General features: G+C 54.3%; 18 protein-coding genes. 15 read left to right on the plus strand and 3 right to left on the minus strand.

Annotation, left to right across the window (positions count from 1 at the left end; translation table 11 throughout):
- Positions 1–156 precede the first annotated feature (156 nt).
- From ACQKP2_RS18265 to ACQKP2_RS18310, 10 genes are all read left to right on the plus strand, one after another.
- Positions 157–1,308 carry a merozoite surface protein 3b gene (locus ACQKP2_RS18265; protein ID WP_427578402.1) on the plus strand — a complete coding sequence of 384 codons (1,152 nt, stop codon included), beginning with the start codon at positions 157–159 and terminating at the stop codon, positions 1,306–1,308.
- 2 nt (positions 1,309–1,310) lie between these two features.
- Complete coding sequence (locus ACQKP2_RS18270; protein ID WP_427578403.1) at positions 1,311–2,732, plus strand: DUF6384 family protein; 1,422 nt, start codon at positions 1,311–1,313, stop codon at positions 2,730–2,732.
- Positions 2,729–4,057: a hypothetical protein gene (locus ACQKP2_RS18275; protein ID WP_427578404.1), complete on the plus strand. Its 1,329-nt coding sequence runs from the start codon at positions 2,729–2,731 to the stop codon at positions 4,055–4,057. The genes ACQKP2_RS18270 and ACQKP2_RS18275 overlap by 4 nt, the downstream gene beginning before the upstream one ends.
- An 8-nt stretch (positions 4,058–4,065) precedes the next feature.
- Positions 4,066–4,512 carry a hypothetical protein gene (locus ACQKP2_RS18280; RefSeq protein WP_427578406.1) on the plus strand — a complete coding sequence of 149 codons (447 nt, stop codon included), beginning with the start codon at positions 4,066–4,068 and terminating at the stop codon, positions 4,510–4,512.
- Positions 4,513–4,573: 61 nt separating this feature from the next.
- Positions 4,574–4,948, plus strand: a complete 375-nt coding sequence (locus ACQKP2_RS18285; RefSeq protein ID WP_427578407.1) for a hypothetical protein — start codon at positions 4,574–4,576, stop codon at positions 4,946–4,948.
- Between the two features lie 5 nt (positions 4,949–4,953).
- The gene (locus ACQKP2_RS18290; RefSeq protein WP_427578408.1) at positions 4,954–5,259 is read left to right on the plus strand and encodes a hypothetical protein; all 306 of its coding nucleotides are present in this window, start codon (positions 4,954–4,956) and stop codon (positions 5,257–5,259) included.
- A 429-nt stretch (positions 5,260–5,688) separates the two neighbouring features.
- Positions 5,689–5,979, plus strand: coding sequence for a hypothetical protein (locus ACQKP2_RS18295; RefSeq protein ID WP_427578409.1), 291 nt, complete (start codon positions 5,689–5,691; stop codon positions 5,977–5,979).
- A 67-nt stretch (positions 5,980–6,046) separates the two neighbouring features.
- Positions 6,047–6,298, plus strand: coding sequence for a hypothetical protein (locus ACQKP2_RS18300; RefSeq protein ID WP_427578410.1), 252 nt, complete (start codon positions 6,047–6,049; stop codon positions 6,296–6,298).
- Positions 6,299–6,316: 18 nt separating this feature from the next.
- Positions 6,317–7,003, plus strand: coding sequence for a hypothetical protein (locus tag ACQKP2_RS18305; RefSeq protein ID WP_427578412.1), 687 nt, complete (start codon positions 6,317–6,319; stop codon positions 7,001–7,003).
- A gap of 88 nt (positions 7,004–7,091) precedes the next feature.
- On the plus strand, positions 7,092–8,201 hold the full coding sequence (locus ACQKP2_RS18310) for a hypothetical protein (protein ID WP_427578414.1): 1,110 nt from the start codon (positions 7,092–7,094) through the stop codon (positions 8,199–8,201).
- Between the two features lie 86 nt (positions 8,202–8,287).
- On the opposite strand, the gene ACQKP2_RS18315 is transcribed toward ACQKP2_RS18310, so the two are convergent.
- Positions 8,288–8,713, minus strand: a complete 426-nt coding sequence (locus ACQKP2_RS18315) for a hypothetical protein (RefSeq protein ID WP_427578416.1) — start codon at positions 8,711–8,713, stop codon at positions 8,288–8,290.
- A 304-nt stretch (positions 8,714–9,017) separates the two neighbouring features.
- Between ACQKP2_RS18315 and yejK the strand changes: the two genes are divergently transcribed.
- From yejK to ACQKP2_RS18340, 5 genes are all read left to right on the plus strand, one after another.
- A complete protein-coding gene (gene yejK, locus ACQKP2_RS18320) occupies positions 9,018–10,034 on the plus strand; it encodes a nucleoid-associated protein YejK (RefSeq protein WP_427578418.1) in 1,017 nt (338 codons plus the stop codon).
- A 53-nt stretch (positions 10,035–10,087) separates the two neighbouring features.
- Positions 10,088–10,396, plus strand: a complete 309-nt coding sequence (locus tag ACQKP2_RS18325) for a hypothetical protein (RefSeq protein WP_427578420.1) — start codon at positions 10,088–10,090, stop codon at positions 10,394–10,396.
- Between the two features lie 524 nt (positions 10,397–10,920).
- Complete coding sequence (locus ACQKP2_RS18330; protein WP_427578421.1) at positions 10,921–11,349, plus strand: LexA family protein; 429 nt, start codon at positions 10,921–10,923, stop codon at positions 11,347–11,349.
- Entirely contained in the window at positions 11,339–12,616 is a 1,278-nt protein-coding gene (locus ACQKP2_RS18335; protein ID WP_427578422.1) for a Y-family DNA polymerase, read from the plus strand. The genes ACQKP2_RS18330 and ACQKP2_RS18335 overlap by 11 nt, the downstream gene beginning before the upstream one ends.
- 732 nt (positions 12,617–13,348) lie before the next feature.
- On the plus strand, positions 13,349–13,765 hold the full coding sequence (locus tag ACQKP2_RS18340) for a hypothetical protein (RefSeq protein WP_427578423.1): 417 nt from the start codon (positions 13,349–13,351) through the stop codon (positions 13,763–13,765).
- A gap of 54 nt (positions 13,766–13,819) precedes the next feature.
- On the opposite strand, the gene ACQKP2_RS18345 is transcribed toward ACQKP2_RS18340, so the two are convergent.
- Together ACQKP2_RS18345 and ACQKP2_RS18350 are read right to left on the minus strand one after the other, a co-directional pair.
- Positions 13,820–15,970, minus strand: a complete 2,151-nt coding sequence (locus ACQKP2_RS18345) for a hypothetical protein (protein WP_427578424.1) — start codon at positions 15,968–15,970, stop codon at positions 13,820–13,822.
- A gap of 77 nt (positions 15,971–16,047) precedes the next feature.
- Positions 16,048–17,274: a hypothetical protein gene (locus ACQKP2_RS18350; protein WP_427578426.1), complete on the minus strand. Its 1,227-nt coding sequence runs from the start codon at positions 17,272–17,274 to the stop codon at positions 16,048–16,050.
- Positions 17,275–18,114 lie beyond the last annotated feature (840 nt).

The raw sequence follows: 18,114 nt of genomic DNA on the forward strand, positions 1-18,114 counted from the left end.
CCCGACCAATCTGAAAAAAACCAATAAAACCAACGTTTCCCGGAAGCAGAAACACCGAGAATTTCTAGCTTACCGTTTGAGTTGTGAAGTAAATCACACCCGTTATATTGGCTATGCACCCCACCAATAGCGCATAAAAACAGGACTTCGCAGCACATGACTCCATCGACGATCAACTACCTCGAACGCGCCAAAGCTGGCCTGGCCGCCATTGGCATCAACGTTACTGGTACGGTTGAAAGCGCACCGATATTGAGCCTTTTAGAAAGGGTCCAGCACTACGATAAGGACAAGGTGATCGCGATCGCGGCCACACTCCAGCAATCCTCGTCTTTCCATCAGACGGTGCGTGAGCAGTTGAAAGGGTTGGATTCATCTGCGCTGTACCAAAGCATCACCGACGACTTCGACAGCATCCGTACCGATTCGACCAAAATGGCTGAGTGGATGGCCGACGGTAAACTCGACCTGTTCGAGCGCGCTCAGATGATGTTCATCAAAATTCGACGTGGCAGCATTCCGGAGCGATTCGCGTCTATTCAGCAGAACTACCTTTCCTCGGTGAAGATCATCGGCAAAGAGATCGAACGCGAGGAGATCATCCGCGAGGCCTACCACAGCTACCAGATGGCCATGAAGCAATCAGAGATCCTCGCACAGGAAGTACTGAAACTGGCGACCGAGACTTTGGAAGCACGCCGGTCGGAACTGCAGGCCTGCAACGAAGCCGTTGAAGCTAACCTGGGTGGAGACAGTATCAAGTTGTCCGCACTTGAACTGGCACGCGATGAAGCACTTCGCGCGTTCCAAATGGAGGACAAGTCCTACCAGATTGCCAAAGATATCGCCGAGGATCAGAAGACTGGCTACAACACCTCGAAGGTAGTGTTCGCGCAGCTGGAGCAGGTTTCACTCGTTAAGGATCGTCTGCACCAGCGCATGATTTCGTTCTTCAGTGGGCAGGAAGGTGTCCTCACGGCGCTGTCCGCAGCCTTCACCGCCAAGAGCGGATTGAATAGCGCGGCTAACGTATTGCGAGCGCAAAAAGAAGGGATCGAGAAGTCCATTGAAGCCCTGGCCCGTTCTACCGGCGGGGATGTCCGAGACGCCATCGGCCTGGCCTACGGCGCTTCACTCGATGCGGCGCCTGTCAAACAACTGGCTGAGGCAATCGTCCAGCTGCAATCTGACATGGCCGGTCTGATCGAATCCGCCCGCACCAAGGCGACAAAGTGCGCAAATGAAATCGAATCAGCAACCACAGAGAACGAGCGTGCGTTCGCTGCGCTCGTAGCTAAGGCCTCCTAACAATGCGGGAACTCACTCTCTCTGAACAAATGGGGGCGATGGCGGTGGTTGATGGCCTTCGCCACCGCCAACTGCAATTGAACGATCACCTGAACCTGCCGGCACGCCGCGAAGAGGCAGCACGCCGTATTCGTGAGTACTACCAGCAACAAAACATCGAGGCAGATGATGCCCTGATTGAGAAGGGTGTACGTGAGTTTTTCTCCCATCGATTCACCTACCTTGAACCGCCACTTGGGTTCTGGGCCAGGGCACTTGCTCGCGCGCATCTTCACCGTAAGGTTCATTCGAAGCGCCTGCTGGCCTTTTCCATTAGCGCAGCTTTGGTCGTAGGTGTCGGTGTAGGCATCCGGACGGGATTTCACAGTTACCAAATCCATGCCGTCGAGCGCGAGGCGGATAAGGCAGCGCTCGGTGTTTCCGAATTGCTCACTGAGATTTCCCGACAGTCTGATGCTGTGAACGGCCTGACCGCGACACATGAAACGGGCGCTGTTCCAGACGCTGACGCCATGGTTGTAACGATCAAGGCCAATCTCCAAAAGGCTCGGGAGTTGATCCGCTTCACGCTGCCTCAAGAAATTGATTCCGCCAATTACCTCGATACCCGGACGAAGCTTGAGAGCTATCAGCAGGATTTCTATGCGTCGAAGGATTTGCTGTGGAGAAACCGTGAGGCCTTGCCGGCTTTGACGGATATCTACAGCGCCAGCGATTCAATCGAGCAGTTGACCAGCTCTGCATCGTTTCAACAGGCGGCAACACGGTACCCAGTTCTTCAGGGCATGGCTGATCAAGCCAAGGATGCACTGGAGAACTCCAGGGCCGATGGTGGCCGGCGCGCGGCCGAAGCGAGCCAGAAATTGCGCACAGCTATCGGTCATATTCCTAACCTGGACATGCTTTCTACAAAGGGCGCTCGTGCACTCGACTCTTACAAACGCATCGGCCTGAATTCGACTGACATGACGAAGGTCACTGCAACGTTGGAGAAGGCAAATTCATTGATTCGTGAGATGGATTTCGACGGCGCGAAGGATCTCATTGAGTTTGTGACCGGGATGATTCCCTTTGCCGAACAGCCGCTGTCCATTGAGATCGTCACAAAGCCGAAGTCGGCTGTTGAGCGCCGCTATAAAGCTGGTGGCAAAACCTGGTTCTTCCTCGTTCAGGCGAAAGACGCGGGTGGAAACGTGATCCGCGCGCCGGTTACAGACAGCGAGTCGGGCGAACGAGTCATGGCCAGCATTTTCGGTGTTCAAGTCTCCAATGATGCGTACAACCGCCTGAAGGAAGACAAAGCCGACGGTCACATTGAAGACGTGCACATCGGCGATAAGCCCGCCAAGTCGCTAACCATCGATTGGACCTCTCGCACGCTGTCCGCTAACCCAGACACCATTGTCAACTGGAGGGAACAATGAATCCGTCCTCAATGACTACGTCCATACAGGGCAATAGTCGAAAGTACGAACAAGAGCTGCGTGCTGCTGAACAGCAACTTTCAAGGGCGCATGAGCACACACTCAGCCTTGAGACAGAGATCCTCTCCGGGTTGCGAGAGATCAGCTCTATCCAGCTTGGTAGCTCGACAACATTGCCTATCGATGTCACACGGCAGTTGAGTGTCCGCAAAAGTGAAGAGGCCGGCCTACGTCATGAGTTGGGCCTCGTTGAAAAGGCTATCACCGACCATATGGACAGGGCGGGTTCGTTACTCAAGCTGCTCACCGATACGCGCACTGGCGTGTTCCAGGCTCTCTCCGTTGACGCAGGCTACATTCAGCTGCTGAAAGCACGCGACACCGATCGGGAAGGCTTCAACGCGTTCAAAACCGTGCACGATGAGATTGAAACGGAATGCAGCCAAAAGCTTAAAGCGTTCGAGCAAGCGCCACTCTTCATGTACCTGATCAACTCGAAGTACGGCGCCGATGAATACAAAGGACGTTTCCTGGTTCGGTACCTCGACAATTGGCTAGCCGCGAGGATTAACTTCCAAGGCAACTTCACCAGTTACCAGACACTGGTCGCGATGAAAGACGCAACCAAAGTGCGGCTGAGCGAACTGAAAGACGCAATGGACGCTAGCGATGAACTGCTGACAGACACCGTGAAGCGTGCGCAAAACGCTGCCGGTGTTGATCAACAACAGACCGAGCTGACCGATGTTCAAGATCGGATACAGGGGTACAAGACTCGTGCGAACAGCATTCACAAACTCCTAGGTGGCTTCGCTCTCAAAACCGACCAACACTTCCAAATCGCTGAGCAGATGATGCTTGGCTCGCTCAAGATGAAGTCGCGAGAAGAGTTGCAGCGCCTGGTGAAAACGACCACCAGCAATGTCGATGACGAAATCGCTCGACGGATCTCCGGCCTGCAAGAGCAACTGGTCGCCCATCACGCGACGATCCCGGCGCTTGAAGCCTCCCGCCAACTTGCCGCCAACAACTATGAGCGGGCCAAGGACCTCGAGCGCACTTTGCGCAGCAGCGACTACACGAACTCCAACTACCGCTACCGCGACGATCTCGATTTCGATTCGCTCGTGCTGGGCTATATGGCCGGTCACTACTCCCGAGCCGGTGTCGCCGATGAGGTGCAAAGCTATCGGGAGGAGATCCCGCGTTCGCAATCGTCTGGTGGATTCGGCTACGACAGTCCGAGCATTGGTTCCTCAATCCTGGACTCGGCAGCCTCCGTAGTGAGTGATGTGGCGGACTTCGTGACGACTGACAGCTTCTAAGGCGACCTATGAATAACGGCATTGAGGCACATGACCGCGTGACCTGTGGCGCTGCTCGAACTGAAACCCCACTAGCTCCGCTAGCCATCGAGAAGGCAGACCAGGGTTTCCTCTTTCATTACAAAAACAAGGGCCGGGATTGGTCCCTAAATTTCGAAGGTGCCGCGGCGCGTGCACTGGAATTGTTTGTCGCGGGTCGGTCAGTACCCACCGATCCGAGCGAACGCCTGGTGTTGTTGGAGTTGCGAAAATTTGGGTTGCTGTCGCTCGGCACCCACGGCGACATCATCGAACCCGTCACACTCTCCCAGTTGGGCGAGGAAGTGAAGAGGGCGATGATCCAGATGGAGGATGCCCGGCCTGGCATGACGCTCGCTTTGAACGGGGAGTATTCCCACAGCACCGAAGCCCGCTCTTTGGAGCAGCAGGGCCAACAGGCCTTGGAGTATCCATGATCCGTCAACGATTCACACACCCGGCTGCGTAGCAGCGGTACATCACCAGAAGGACTTTGTAATGAAGGGTAATGAAACCTTGCCTGTTGCATCAGTAGCTTTCGAGGAATGGCGGTACCGGCTGGAAGACGGAAGCCGGCTTCCACGCGGCCGATTCTTCGCGGGGAAAGGGCCTAGCCTCAAGGCCTATCAAGTCGGTGACTCCGACATTGTTGCGGCGTTCTCGGTATCGGGTGCGATCGCCGTGTTCTGTGAGCAGAGCGGTTTTCCACACTCCGACTACACCTTGTCGGATGTGACAAGGGTAGGCCGAAAGACCTTGGATAGCCTTGAGATCTTCAACGTGGACGAAGGGAAAGTCGAACCCCTTGAAACGTCATTGCGACAAGACATCCGAGCACTGACGGAGCCTGCCTACATGTATGGCTGGGAGTAGTTCAGATGTCTGATGTTGACCCGGCGATTGTGACGAAGTTGGCTGATATTTTTGCCGATGCCTGCGCCCATGGCAGCACGTATGAATCCGTTGTCCAAACCCAATTTTGCCAAGGGATGAGAGCTGAATTCGGCGACGATGAGCACCTGGACACCGCTACGACTGCAGCCTTTCTTTATGCCCGCGAGGTGTACGGCTACGTTTCAGCGGCAGAAGAACTTGAGGCCGATGCCAAAAATTGGGAACAGGGGATTTGCGGCCACGGCCTGACATGGCAGACCTGTCCTGCCGGCTGTTTTGAATTCGGCTAAGGGTTCTTTCCTGCGGTACCCCTGACCGTTGGGCAAAACAGTAAACCCGGTTGAACCCAGGTCTCGAAATTCCCTGGGCCATAGCCGTAGGACAGGGTCAACAATTGAAGTCGATATCGAGCAGGAACAGGACGATGCAAAACACGATTTCAGAAGCCTACAAGCAATATTGCAAACGCATTGTGCCTGATGCCGGCACCGGGCACCTTAAACGACAGCCCCACGGCCATCCAGACGAAGTTTACCGCTGCCCAGCCCACTCAGGCAGCACTTGCGAGCTTTGCGGTGGGGCAGGCTACCGAGCCGTCTGCGACAGCACTGCATGCCACGAGTATGGTTGCCAGTCTGGGTCCTGTGGACGATCGGAGGATGATTTTCTGCGCGGTCAGCGCTCAGCCAATGCCGCTACCGCCAATTGAGGAATGACCAATGAGTACAGTGATTTTAGTTGCAGGTGTGGCATCAGCGATTGTCATCGTTGGCGGGTTGGCACTTTACCGACGGCTTATTTGGCTTGATCCTATCGACGCTCTGAAAATGCTTCACGCGAAGATAATTCACGCGATACAGTGGGCTCGCTATTACAACCATCAGGCGATCTCGTATCGCGCGCGGAAAAATCACATTGCCGCAGCTGAGGCCTTAGTACAGAGGTCGCGTCGCCTACGTACTGCCCGCAAGCTTTCAGTTCAAGCGAAGACTATTCAGCAGAAAACTTAACGTCGCCAGTTTCAACCTTTGAAACTGAACACTGTTTCCCACACTTAAGCACCTTAGTGATCTCCCAATGATTTTTGCCGACTCAAATCTTTGCTTATTGTTCACGATCGCCACTGCTGTTTTGGCATTGCTGACCCTCATTAACCTGTGTCGGTATGTGATTTTCAGATCTATGGATACCCGCCAGGTGGACGATTCTGAAATGCAAGCTGCGTACGCGAAACTAGCCGTCGATTTTCCCGCTAGCAGGGAGCTAAAGAAAGCCATGCTATACGGTGCAGCTACCGCTTTAGTAGCCGGTGCGATGTTTACTTTCTGATTGTTCTAGGGATATCACTTGAAGAAATATCTGGACCAAATCAAAGGCACCGCCGCGGGAGTCACGAGTGCGCTGTCGTCGAAAGCTGAATCTACGTACGCCGAAGCGCAGGGTGCGATTGACGGTGTGAAGGATTCAGTAGTCGGGTTGGCACGCTCGATCACGTCGTCCGTGGACTCGACTTACACTGGAGCCAGGGATTCAATGCTGGACGCCCGTGACATAGTAGTCAGCAGCGTTGCCGGCGCGGTCGATGGCGTGGCCAGCGCCACCGGTACCGTATTGATGCTTGGCGTAGTGGTGCTCCCCTTCGTTGCGCCAGTTCCGACCTTGATCGGTGCAGGCTTGCTAATCATCATCGGCCACGAATTTGAGTCGGCTGGTGAAAGAGCAGTCGACGCCACTATCGCCAAGCGGGAGAGACGCAAGTTTGAGCGAGCAGTGACGCTGCTCCAAAAGCATGGTGAGATCCCAGACGCTGCACTGCTCGAGTCCGAATTCCTTCGCCTGCAAATCAACACACAGAGCGGCGTAGTAGATGGCACCATCCTAGCCGGACAGTTCGAAGGGCAGAGGATCACTGAGTTGAGTCGCGAGGAAATTGACGCCCTCGAAGCTCACGCTCCGGACAGGGAGACAAAAAAAATCCTGACGGCCTACCGCGGTTACCTCGATGCCCGCGCCCGGAGCAAACGCTCCGTTTAACGCGACTTGAATCCATGGCGACGGTTGGAGAATTGGCTTCGTTTTTGAGAGGCTAGACTCTTTGTTGGTGCTACCGAGAGCTGGTTATATGCAGCATACAAAGATTCCATTCGGTGAGCGTGAGGGTATGTTTTTCCGGGCTTCTGAGGTCGAGAATGGTCGTGCTTGTGGCTGTTTCTGCCCGGGTTGTGGCGAGCCGTTAAATGCTGCGAATCGTGGCCAGAAAGTCATCCCACATTTTCGCCACGTCCATTCTGAAAACTGTATCAGCGGCTACAAAGCTGGTGTGAGACGGGCGGCTGTAGCTCTTATTGCAGCGCAGCGATGCCTTACTCTTCCGGCTTTCCATCATCGGATCAGCGCCACGACTGCCTCTGGGCTCACCCTGTCTCGCGAAGTAATTTTCCCGGAAGCCTCAGTTACAGCTGATTCGGTCGAACGATTTGTGGACCTTGGCGACGTCCTGGCCCACGCAGTTCTTACTACCGACAATCGTCAGTTGCATGTGCGAATCAAAGTCTTCTCCCGAGCAGAATACAAACGGTACGAGCGGCTCTCTAACATCGAAGCCTCATCAATTGAGATTGACCTCAGCGAGCTCAGCTTGGGCCAGATCAACGATCCAGCAACCTTTGAACGAGCCGTTCTGTTCGACCCTACCACCAGGTCATGGATTCGTTCGCTTCGAGGAGAAATGCGAATCAAGCGTGCTGAAGATGAACTCTTGGACGAAGTTAATCACTGCAACACCCAATGGGAGCTGGAACAGGCTCCCCTGCGTGAGATCGAGAAAGCAAGGCGAGTTGAGCAAGAGGTTAAGGTGACCGAGCACGCCGCCGCATTGGCAGCGCATAGGCAGACCCAATTGGAGACTGCTGAGGCACAGCGTAATGCAGGGATCTTAGTGACGTATGAGCCTCCCGATCTCAAACGGCGAGCGGAACTGATCGCCAACCAAACGCTCCGAGCAGCCCGAGACTGGGGGGGCCAGGCCGTAGAATGCTCGGCCTGTTGGTTGCTTAGTCCACCCGGGAATCAGTTCTGCCTCTTCTGCGATAGTGAGAAAAGCACGACCCCAATTCAGCTACCGAAGGATGTTGCAACCACTATCCACAATCGAATGCGTAGCTCGGCCAAGCCTGATCACTCTTTACAAAATGCACCGACCCTCTTGGTTCAACCCGATCCTTTCACCTGAAGCTCACTGTGCAACGAAATCACTCGCCTAGGTCATCCCTCAGAAAGGGCGCATTTGAACAGCCGCTTCTGGCTGATTTCTGTCGGTCAGGGCACACCCCGTGTGCTGGTTAAATCTGATGCAAACGACTGGTCAAGTCCATGCAATTTCGCATTTGCGATGTAACTGGTGAGGGAGATTCCTTGCTGCAGCACATCAGCTCGATCATTACCCATCCCGCGTCTTACCGACCCGACATAAATGCCTGGCATCGCCACAGCGTCGATCCCGCCTTGCTCAAACTGCCGAATGATCGCAGCTACGAATAACTCGATAGTGCATTGCATCGCGTCCGGCAGTAGCCCGCTCGGGATTGTCCCGGCCAATGAATGGCCATCGGCGTCCCAGGCAACAACCGCGATCGTCAACCGCTCACCTGAAGTCGGTATCGGCTCGTAATAGAAAGCCGCCCAGAGTCCTTCGTAAGGTGGAAAATCTGGAAAATTACCGAGTGATATTGTCGTGTTCTCCATGTCTTGCTCCCACAAGTCTCAACACTCATTTCGCGAAGCATAACGGTGCACTGAAAGGCAGCAATTCAAAACCTAAGTGGGAATTTCTATCCATCCTTTTGGATTGCGCACATCGGTCAGCCTGTTAAAACGAAAACCCTGGGCTGCGAATATCCCAGCCAGACCGTGATCGCTTGCCACCGCGAGAAACGTGGCACAAACCTCACCACTTAGGATTGGCTGTCTGGCGAATTGCCGGAACCGATCACCTCGTTATCCTGTGTTGTCGACGTCATCTCCGACACCGCTGAGAAGGAAGCACCAGATGCCTGTACGCGCCGCAATCATCCATACAATCGATAAGAAACCAGACGGGAACCCAGCGGCGCTAATCCTCCGGGATTCAGAACTCGGCGAATCCGCGGTACTTGATGACCTTCTGTTCGAACTGAACAACGCCTACAACGCCAAAGCTGGAAAAGGATGGGGGCTTTTTCATGCTGAGTCAGGTGCGTATCCGTTCAGTGGATGGCTTCGCGAATACCTGGCCGGGACAGCAAGTTTCGTGGAGTTCAGCCGCAATGCCGTCGAGCACTACACCCGCATAATCGAGGAATCGAATCTCAGCACAGGGGGGCAGTTCGTGGTGATCCATTCCCAACAAGGAATGACGGACTACATACTCGTCGCGGTGCTCAACCACAGCAATGGGGTATCCGTCGACGACAAGATTGATGTCGTACCCGCTGCCTTCATCGACTTCTCCCAGCTCCAACTCGCCGCACGCATCAACGTATCGGAATGGCAAAACAATCCGAAGTCCAAGCAGTATGTGTCCTACATCAAGGGTAAGCGCCCGCACGAGTTGTTCAGAGACTTCCTAGGCGCGCTGGAAGGGGTAGACGGCCCAGGTGAAACCAGAACGCTGCTAAAGGCATTTGGCGACTTCGTTGAGTCCGAAGATCTTCAAGAGGATGCTGCCCGGGAACGCTTGAACACTCTTGTTGATTACGCCAACTCCCAAACTAAGGTCGGTGGAACCATCAGCCTGGAAGAACTCTCGGGGCTGATCGACGAAGAGCGTCCGAAGGCCTTCTACGACCATATTCGCAACAAGGATTACGGGCTATCCCCTGAGATCCCGCCAGACAAGCGCACACTGAAGCAATTCCAACGTTTCACCGGCCGCACCGAAGGCCTGGCGATCACATTTGAAGCCCATTTGCTCGGCTCAAAAATCGAATTCGACGAAGCCAACGGCACACTCCTGATCCGCAGCGTACCGACGCAACTCAGTGACCAACTCAAGCGGCGCGCACTGCAGCAGAATAAATCCGCCTAACAATGTTCACCGTCCGGCCGGGGGGAACCTCCGGCCGCGCAGAAGGCAAACCAATGACTGAAGATATCCCGGCCCAATACGAGTCTGCCCTGGCCGCACTCTGGCGCAAGGTCCACACGTCCATCGAGCGCGACATCTACAAAAATCAAACCGAGGCCCGACTCGGGGACCTATCCAATCGCGCCTTGTACCGGGTGGACGGATGGCCTGAAAGCCTCAAATCCTTTCTGTGGCGAAAGCATGGTGATGGATGCATGCTTCTATCCACGGTTAATACGCTGGAAGCTGAAATTGACCAAGTCGCCGCGCTGGTGACCCTGCGCCCAATCCATATCGTTCAGGCCGAACTCAAATCCTCGTGATTGAATTTAAGTCCCGGGCCAGCCGACTGCGACGTGCCCAGCGGGGGTAAACGAAGGCACGCTGGCCAACTCCGATAAATCTGCGACAACTTCTTGGTGATGGACGTGGCCACGCATTCGGTACCAGTCGAGATCCCTTTACGTTTTACGCCAGCGACCATTTTCGGCACCGCCTCTCTGATCATGCGCAACTGCCGGCAACAATCGCGAATACGCCTAGCACTTCATTGCCGATGATCAGCGATGAAGAAAATCGCTGATACGAGGCATCATCGGCAACAACTTGAACAGCCCCCCGAAACGAGCGCCCCGCCAGGAGCTGTGCGACATCCCCCAGTATGCCTTGACGCCGTAGGAGTGGTGGGTATCCCGCCAGGTGAGGTGTTGGTTGTGGGTCGAGGATGTGATCCAAGGCCTGGCAATTTCTTGAATCCGCCCGACGAAATTCGTGGGGACCGGGATTGACCGGGCAATGAATCAAGGATTAACTGTATACATATACAGTTTTCCTTGGGCTTTAAACTATGACCGTCACCTTCCTAGGTACGCCGACCGGTGGTGTCACAAAGGTACCTTACTACTCCTTCCGTGTGCCGGCCGGCTTCCCATCACCAGCAAATGATCACCTGGAAAAGAACATTTCTCTGGATGAACTGTTCGATCTGCGCGCGCCGCATGTCTACTTGGTCAAAGTGGAAGGCGACAGTATGCAGGGTGCCGGCATCTTCTCAGGCGATCTGGTAATCGTAGATCGGGGGCGCGAAGCCGAGCATGGCGATATCGTCATTGCCGCAGTGAACAACGAGCCAGTCTGCAAGCGGCTGCACAGTCGAAACGGAGTGGTGATCCTCAAGTCCGAGAACCGTGCCTATCCTGCGAGGTACATTCTCGAGGGGGACGAATTGATGATCTGGGGGGTGGTTCGCTTCAGCGTACGCGATCATGCGCAGTGACCAGGTGTTCGCGCTGGCGGATTGTAATTCGTTCTACGCGAGTTGTGAGCGCGTCTTTCGACCGGACCTGGCCAAGACCCCGATTGTGGTGCTGAGCAACAATGACGGGTGCGTCATAGCCAGGTCATACGATGCGAAGCCGTTTGTAAAAATGGGCGAGCCATTTTTCCAAATTCGAGACAAGTTGAGGCGGCACGGAATTGTGCCGTTTTCCAGCAACTACGCGCTCTATGGAAACCTGTCCGAGCGCGTCATGACCATTTTGGAGTCTGCGGTTGCACGCTGTGAGCGTTACTCCATCGACGAGGCCTGGCTCGACTTCACCGGTATGCCCGGTGACCTTGAGGCATTCAGCCGCGAGCTGCGAGCCAGAGTTTTGCGCTGCACAAGCATCCCGGTCGGTATAGGCATTGCTCCCACCAAAACCCTCGCCAAGCTGGCTAACCACACCGCCAAGCGCTTGCAAGCACAGACAGGAGGGGTGGTGGACATCCGCGACCCCTTTAAGAGAGATTGGGTTTTGCGCAACACCGCGGTAAAAGAAGTTTGGGGAGTTGGCAGACGCATGACGGGCCATCTCGAGTCCATGGGCATTCGTACGGCGATGGACCTGGCGAAGGCTGACCCTCGAACACTGCAGCAGAAATTCAGCGTGTTGGTGGAAAAAACCTCCCGGGAACTGGCCGGCACACCTTGCCTGGACCTAGAAGAGGTCGAGCCGCCAAAGCAGGAGATTTGCTGCAGCAGAGCGTTCGGCAAACGCCTAACTGAGATCGCCCCATTAAAGCAGGCGGTAGCTACTTACGTTGGGCGTGCGGCCGAAAAACTCCGTGCCCAAGGTTCGGTATGCAAGCGCATGCGGGTGAGCATCCGAACTGGCATGTTCAATCCGGACGAGGCCCAATACGCCCAAGGAGTGCTGGTAGAACTGCCATTCCCGACGTGTGACACGCGGCTCATGACGCGGCTCGCTGCCGACGCCGTGGGCAAAATCTTCCGCCCAGGTTTCCGTTACAGCAAAGCCGAGGTCCTGTTGATGGATCTGAGGCAACCTGGTGAGTTTACCGACGATCTATTCGCCCACACGCAATCGGTGGAATGCGATCAGCTGATGTCGGTCATGGACAAAATAAACGATCGATGGGGAAGAGGGACACTGCGTGCTGCAAGTGTTCCTGCATCCCCTGATTGGGGAATGCGCCGCGAGCTGATGAGTCAATCGTATACGACTCGGCTGGAGGAGCTTTGGACAGTGCGCTGCAACTAGATTTGTCGTCGTCAACCTATCGTTAACCTACCCATTACTGCCCGTCACGAGAGGATATTGCCGGCCGAATGAGGCCATGAGGATCTCGTTCGCGCGCAACTTCGGACGGCGGGTCTACGACAAGGCGAGGATCGCGTGAATGTAAATCTTGCCAGGCAGTCTTCTTTCGCCCGGCCAACACTAGCTGAGAACTGATCCACGCAGTATGCCAACAATTGGATCACATGTATCGACCAGGTGCCGCTTCCACGAGCGCACGCATCATATGTTCCAAACTCAGCAATAATGACCGTATATTGACAACCTTTTTGCCCAATCAAACCCCGAACGCACCGAAAATAGATGCAATCAATGGGTCGAATTAACGGTGTATTGGACATGGATACTGTCCGTTTCGACGGCACTTCAGCCGATCGTCATTGGGGAATGAGGCGCCTATTTGACTCGGCTCGGTTCGCCTTTTCGTGGCCAGACATACTGTTAATGCCGTTTTTTGGCCTTATACAAAATGGTCTAGAAGCCCGTAAAACTGGCACTTCAGCGGTTTTTTGACTTTGAAAAACAGTTCAGAGAACATGATTTTTTGTCTGTACGTGACCTGACGACGGGCTAAGGCAAAATAAACGTGGGATGGTATATTGATATCACTTTTACCTCAGTTGAATGTGTGCAATAGCGCTCAGAAAAAATTCAGTAGAGATCCATGAACCCAGCAACGCCCAGGAACGTCGCATGACGACACCACAAATTGCGGATCGAGCGTCCATTCGCCAAGACGATCGCTCCACAAATGAGCAGGACCGGTTTCTGGATTATTGCGTCAGGAATCGAGTCGCCTTGACCGTCTTCCTGGAGTCCGGACTTCCTCTCATTGGCGTCGTCATTGAGCACGATAGGAAGGCACTTCTGCTCGGGCCGGTGCGTTCAAACAAAGACATTCGATTCATTGAGAAATCCTACATTTCAATGATTCGCGCGAACGAAGTCCTGCCTTTGTTTTTGGAGTACAAAGGACGGGGGAATCATGCTACCCGCAAGAAAGCACGGAAAGAAAAGGCAAGGCAGAAGGCAGCTGCCAATGCCGAGGCGAAAGGCAATAGTAAGAAGCTTACGTTGCGCCGGCCTCAAGCCTCCTGCCAGTCCAAATAAAAAGCCGCCCCTGCGTAGCACGCAGACAGCGGCTTATAGCGACTCAGAACAAATTTAGGTGGTCGATGGGCATTCCAAGTGAGGCCCGGCGTATGCGATCACAATTTTTTCACAGTTGAAGATATCAAAATGCAGGCGCATGCCTTCCATGCCACCACCGTTCCCGATTCTCAGGTGACGTTCAAAAAAATGAACCTGTCCTTCGTAGACGAACTCACGCAGTGAGCGCAGCTTTGTCGAGGTCCCCACGGTCTGGGACTCTTTCGCTGAATATGCACCTGCCAAAATTTCCCTAGCCACCGAATCGGGGTTTCCACATTTCAGCGACTCGAAGTAAGGGAAAACCATCGTTTTCAGCAAGTCCAGCATTCGTCCGGCATATTGGAAGGCCGACGCTTCACGCGCCGACTTCCAGGCCGACTCCAGAACAACTACACGGTCGCCGGCGACAAACTGAATGAACGCGAGCACATCGACAGGGGTCAGTGCTTCGCGGAAAGCGACACGGCGCAGCAGATTCATGTCCGCCTGAGGCATTTCTACTGAAGCGTCAGTCGCCGGCAACGCGTCACGAAATGCTCGGAGGTTGAAAAGCTCCGTCCGAGTCTCGCCTAGTTCCCGTTCAAGCTGACTGTTTTGGGTGAGTACTGAATCCAGCTCTTCCTGAAGTTCAGCCAGTTCTGGTGTCAACTGCCTGACTTGAGCCGCTGCCGGTGCAGGCAGGCGCTCAACCAATGCTAGAGGAGCTGGCGATTTTGACGGGGCAGAGGAGGCACCTTTGCGCGACTGCCGCTCCCACTCTTCATAAAAGCGTTGCCAGGCTCGGATCAAAGGGAGGTAGCGATCGACTTCCGATTGGAACCACCCACGATTAGCGAGGATTTCGTCCCGGGCTGCTCCTGCCAAATCCTGAATTTTTCCCATCGCCTGGACAGTAAGGTTCTGGCCAAGAGTTGCGATCTGGCCATGTAAGTCTCGAACCTTTGAAAGTTGTTTGTCGGCGCGCGCGATAAAGTCATCGGCATCAAGCTTGCCTTGTGTGGCGTTGATCAAACGACGGATCAAATCAACAGAGTCAAGGTTGATGTGCCTCGGCATGACAATTTCGCGGCCCACCAGATCAGCGGCAAACAGTTTCTGATCGAGAGAAACCTCCATTGATTTGGCGTGACTGTTGAGCGCGCCAACAAGCGTTAGCCACTCCTGTCGAGCAAAGCCGTCAACGAACTGCGAGTAGATAATGCTCAATGCATTTCGACCAGGCTTCAGCGCGAGAGCTTGCCCCTCAATCTGGGCGAGCAAGCGCGGCACCCCGGCGGCCGACTTACTGGCGCGGCCGAGATATGCCGTACGCACATCCTCCGCCAGATCTGCGAGTTGGGAATGTGAGAGTTGCAGATGCAGTTGTTGGTGAGTGTCGATTCTGTCCGGAAGGCGGGTGTTTCGACTACGCACCTCAGGAAACACTTTCAGGAGACCAGCGAGATAAGGGGAGCTGTCAAAAACCAGTGCAAAAATGCCCGCTGGAATGTCATTCAGCAACACTGCCGCGGCCATGTCCCTGCGGTAACGATCTGGCTGGCTGAGCTTCGGAAAGCCATCGCCGCCAAGTTTCTCGATCTTGGATAAGAAGAGCAGGGCGAACGCGAGGTCGCGATTGAACGCACCTACATCGAAGAGGCATCGCATGAAAGGCCAAACTGCGACAACAGCGTCAGTTACATCTGTAGCCGGGGCAGTAGAGCAGAGCGACTTAATGCAGTCCCGCTCCTCTTGGCCAAGCAGCTGAATTAAGTTGGCATCGAGTCGGTTCGAGGGGTCTACTTTGCTGAATTCATCTGGACTGGACTCCCGCAATGCCAAGCTATGTTCGGCTATGCCTAGATAGTTAACCAGAACGACGGCAGGCTGACGCGCACGCTTCATGGCCGCATGTGAAGACGTCAATTTCGGGTTACGGATCTTCATGAGCCTATCGGAAATAGCGCTCACTTCTTTCTGGGAACCGTACCAGGCGCTCCAAGCAGCCTCCATGGTCATCGGCTGCCAAAAGGCATTTGGTACTACAAATTGAGGTGGTGTTCTTTCTTCAACTGAATGGATTCCTGAAACCACTAATGAAGGGTCCTGGCTGAGCTCGGCATTAGATGCATCATCCATTGAATCTTCGGCGGTTCGCTCCAGCGTACCTAAACCTGTGTCCATCGCTTCCTCCGTTACTGGACTGATAGGAGGCGCGAGACCATAACGGCTCGCACCTCATTTCCAAGGGACGGCGCCACCTAATAAAGTGAATAGGATGTGCCAGTAGGAGGCTGGTACATCGGATACCGCGAAATGCGAGCTAACACCGCAAGATCGTCGTTGCGAATCTCGGCATAGGCAAATGGGTCCTGGGTCCGGACCGGCGAATCAATTGGCACGGGCGGCGGGGTGAAAGACGCTAAATGCGCGAGATCGATGTTGCGTATCTCGGAATGGGTAATTGGGTCCTTGGTCCAAACCGGCGAATCAATTGGTACGGGCGGTGGGGTGTTAGACGCTACAAACTCGAGACCGACGTTTCGGATCTTGGCATGGACAATTCGGTCCTTTATCAGCGCCGGCGAAACAATAGGTGCGGGTGTAGTAGATACGGGGGCCGCAACCCCGAGATCTACAAAGCGAATCTCTGCATGAACAAATGGATTTCTGTTCCGAGATTGCGAAATAGCTGCCACGGTCGGTCTGGTCACAGGCGCCGCAACCCCGAGATCGACGAAGCGAATCTCGGCATTCACAAATGGGTTCTTGGTCCGGATTGGCGAAACAATTGGCGCGATCGGAAGGGAGATAGGGGAAACCACCGCCTGTTCTTCATCGCCAGAAACCACGGCTGCGATTTCCGAAACGTCGGCAACTGCGGCCACAGCCGGTACATCAGCGACTACTGTTGTTTCGGCCACAACCTCGTTAACCGAATCGATCACAGCATCCGCAACACTTACGGTGTATGGTCGTTGCTCGCCACAGAACTGGATATCCCACTCGTACCCGAAGTTTTTGAGGTATCGAACGCCGACATTCAGAATTTCGGCCGCTTCGTGGAGGCTAAAAACCTCGGCGAGTTCAGTTACTCGTTTATGAAAAGCAGCGGTGGCACGGCGAAGCGCGCGACGGGAAAGGACTTCAAGTTCTGGCGTCAGCTGGAGCTGACCGGGTAGGGCACGAGCAACAGGTTCTACTTTGCGCAGTTCCTTCAATGGACGGAGTTTCTCGAACTGCCGGTTCACTGCACGCTGTTCTTCTTTTGACCTGGTCAACGGATCTGGAAAAGTAATCCCCTTATCTGCTGCGTAGTCACGAAGCCAGCCAACACTGATCTTCAAAAGGCGGGACGTCTCTTTTACTGAAAAGGTCTTACTGAACTCTACAACCTTCTCGAAAAACTCACGTTTTGCGTCGTTGTCGGCAGCCAATGCTTTGGCAGCCATTTCCGGTTTCACGTCCAGATACGAAACATTGCTCATTGATGCACTCCCCCTACCGTGGATTGAGAGGGGGCGTCCGAGATCTGGGACAGTGCAGAAGAAGGCTGGGCGCGCCAGCAGGCGTCGGAGCCAATGTGCAGGCGAGCGCACACCGTATCCGAAAGCAGGGCAGGAGATCCTCCTGGCCACATCTATGCCTTACAACTTCGGCAGAGAGACCAGGTCTCCCCCTCTACTAAGTGCTTGGCAGTTGCTATCGCATACACGCCAAGCTTATGAGCCCATTTTTGGGCTTCGACCGTGATACTACATTGCCACATCGTTTGTGAAAAGCTTCACAGACAAATTCATCACCAATCTGAGGGAATGAAACCAGTCGAGCCGATTTCCTTTGGCGGCCAGCGCGCGACTGTGATAATTGCCAGCTACCACGAAGCAATGCCTCTGAATTTTGTCAGGGTTAATTGCCATGAATATCCTGAGGAGCTGATTCAAAATTGGGCCGATATTCGCTACCGGCCTGAGGTCACGATTTGGTACCCACGCTCCCAGTTGTCGCCCACTATCGCGTAATGGAATGCGCACCTATGCCCTTAGCCAGGAAGGGGCACGTTCAACAAATGGGCAGGCCTGCCGATAACTTTCTTTGGCCATTTGTCGTTTATCGGAACAGAAGGAGTACAGATAGGCAGAAATCGAGACATGAATGATCATCAGCCCGAAGGCGGATTTCTCGTTTCTACACCTCAACAATGACGCTCAGTTCGACATGACTCAAAGTCATTTGCAGCACCAAAATCCATTGAGCTTCGATGTTTCGAAGCATCACCTTTCGAACACTCTCATAGCCTGCAAATCGTAATAAACGACCGATTGGAG

The sequence above is a fragment of the Pseudomonas sp. NPDC089569 genome, from assembly GCF_050280625.1.
Classification (GTDB): Bacteria; Pseudomonadota; Gammaproteobacteria; order Pseudomonadales; family Pseudomonadaceae; genus Aquipseudomonas.

Coding starts and splice junctions, on each gene's coding strand:
- ACQKP2_RS18265 (WP_427578402.1), top strand. CDS start 157: ATGACTCCATCGACGATCAACTACCTCGAACGCGCCAAAGCTGGCCTG.
- ACQKP2_RS18270 (WP_427578403.1), top strand. CDS start 1,311: ATGCGGGAACTCACTCTCTCTGAACAAATGGGGGCGATGGCGGTGGTT.
- ACQKP2_RS18275 (WP_427578404.1), top strand. CDS start 2,729: ATGAATCCGTCCTCAATGACTACGTCCATACAGGGCAATAGTCGAAAG.
- ACQKP2_RS18280 (WP_427578406.1), top strand. CDS start 4,066: ATGAATAACGGCATTGAGGCACATGACCGCGTGACCTGTGGCGCTGCT.
- ACQKP2_RS18285 (WP_427578407.1), top strand. CDS start 4,574: ATGAAGGGTAATGAAACCTTGCCTGTTGCATCAGTAGCTTTCGAGGAA.
- ACQKP2_RS18290 (WP_427578408.1), top strand. CDS start 4,954: ATGTCTGATGTTGACCCGGCGATTGTGACGAAGTTGGCTGATATTTTT.
- ACQKP2_RS18295 (WP_427578409.1), top strand. CDS start 5,689: ATGAGTACAGTGATTTTAGTTGCAGGTGTGGCATCAGCGATTGTCATC.
- ACQKP2_RS18300 (WP_427578410.1), top strand. CDS start 6,047: ATGATTTTTGCCGACTCAAATCTTTGCTTATTGTTCACGATCGCCACT.
- ACQKP2_RS18310 (WP_427578414.1), top strand. CDS start 7,092: ATGCAGCATACAAAGATTCCATTCGGTGAGCGTGAGGGTATGTTTTTC.
- ACQKP2_RS18315 (WP_427578416.1), bottom strand. CDS start 8,713: ATGGAGAACACGACAATATCACTCGGTAATTTTCCAGATTTTCCACCT.
- yejK (WP_427578418.1), top strand. CDS start 9,018: ATGCCTGTACGCGCCGCAATCATCCATACAATCGATAAGAAACCAGAC.
- ACQKP2_RS18325 (WP_427578420.1), top strand. CDS start 10,088: ATGACTGAAGATATCCCGGCCCAATACGAGTCTGCCCTGGCCGCACTC.
- ACQKP2_RS18330 (WP_427578421.1), top strand. CDS start 10,921: ATGACCGTCACCTTCCTAGGTACGCCGACCGGTGGTGTCACAAAGGTA.
- ACQKP2_RS18335 (WP_427578422.1), top strand. CDS start 11,339: ATGCGCAGTGACCAGGTGTTCGCGCTGGCGGATTGTAATTCGTTCTAC.
- ACQKP2_RS18340 (WP_427578423.1), top strand. CDS start 13,349: ATGACGACACCACAAATTGCGGATCGAGCGTCCATTCGCCAAGACGAT.
- ACQKP2_RS18345 (WP_427578424.1), bottom strand. CDS start 15,970: ATGGACACAGGTTTAGGTACGCTGGAGCGAACCGCCGAAGATTCAATG.
- ACQKP2_RS18350 (WP_427578426.1), bottom strand. CDS start 17,274: ATGAGCAATGTTTCGTATCTGGACGTGAAACCGGAAATGGCTGCCAAA.